A 1,236-nucleotide genomic window follows, 5' to 3' on the forward strand; every position below is an offset into this window, starting at 1 on the left:
ACCTGCGCCTGCAAGTCTGCCAGGCTGACCTCGTTGACGCTCCACGTCGCGAAGCTCGTCAAGGTCGGAATGACCACGTCGCTCGTCAGTGCGTTCCCGATGCCGTTGATCGTGTAGGCGATCATTGGAACGATGGCAGCCGCGCCGGTCTGGATCGTGACGCCGCTGTCGCCGATCTTCGTAACGCCCGTATCGTTCGCTATGGCCGCGATGGTCTGCGCAGGTATCGTCTGTTGAGCGAGCACAGCACCACTATCAGTGCCGGGCTGCGCATAGGTCGCGGCGTTCTGGAAGATGCTGACACCCGCCTGGACCACGTCGGTAGCCAGCGTCGGGTTGTTCGTCGGCATGCCCTCGATAGCCGAGACCACGTCGGAGCTGTACTGCGAGATGCGATCCGTCATGTTCTCGGACACGAAGTTCAGCGTGTTGCGCGGAACGTACGTGTTGTCGAAGAACGTCGTGAACGTCGGGATCGCAGCGCTGAAGATGCTGCCGATCAGGCTCTCGAACTCGGCTGCTATAGCGCCAGGCGCGGAGAAGCTCGCGACGACGAACTGGAACTTCAGAGCGTAGTAGCCGCACTCGTCTTTCGTGCGCGAGACCGACAGGTTTTGGCACGCAACCATCGTGGCTCCCTCGGTCGGGAGCTGTAGGATCGCCGGGCCGCGCGCAGTGCAGGCGGCAACGATTGCGTCCTTCTTCGACACCCAATCGTCGCCGAACAGGTAGCCGTTGACGGTGAACTTGCGCGCCTTCTCCCCGAGGTCTTCGAAGTACGGGTTGTCGCGGTTCGGGTACTCATGGACCGGGCCGCGCCGCCCGTATTCGCCCTGGTCGGACGCCACGAAGAAACCTACGCCCCGAAACGAGGCGGGGCGCAGGTCGTCAATGCAGAGACAGGTCATTTACTTCGTCCCGGTAAGAGCGTTTGCCGCTGCGGGTTTGGTGCCGTTGTCGCCGGGGCCTTGCATGCTGGTACCGAGCGATCCGTTGAGCGACATCGTCGCTACGCTCTCGGCTCGCTTGATGAGGCCCTCGAAGTATTGCGACGGCCTTACTTCGATCTGCATCATGTTGTGCAGCTCGGCCGCGCCGGTCACGGTGCCCTGGACGTTGACATCCTTGAAGCCATCAGACTTCGGCACGGCGTGGATCGAATCCGTCCACCCGGCCCCATCACCGCGACCTCGGCCGCCGTACTGGTTCGGCTGGTTGCCGCCGCTGCGCAGGAAG

General features: G+C 62.9%; 2 protein-coding genes. Both read right to left on the reverse strand.

The genetic code is table 11. The annotated features are described in order from the left end of the window. The coding region (locus OO70_RS54365; RefSeq protein WP_199827568.1) for a DNA circularization N-terminal domain-containing protein at window positions 1–848 on the reverse strand (848 nt) is incomplete at its 3' end. Window positions 849–908: 60 nt separating this feature from the next. Further along, a partial coding sequence (locus tag OO70_RS50350; protein ID WP_043688252.1) for a hypothetical protein occupies window positions 909–1,236 on the reverse strand: 328 nt, incomplete at its 5' end.

Source organism: Streptomyces xylophagus (assembly GCF_000716435.1).
GTDB classification, from domain to species: Bacteria; Actinomycetota; Actinomycetes; order Streptomycetales; family Streptomycetaceae; genus Streptomyces; species Streptomyces xylophagus.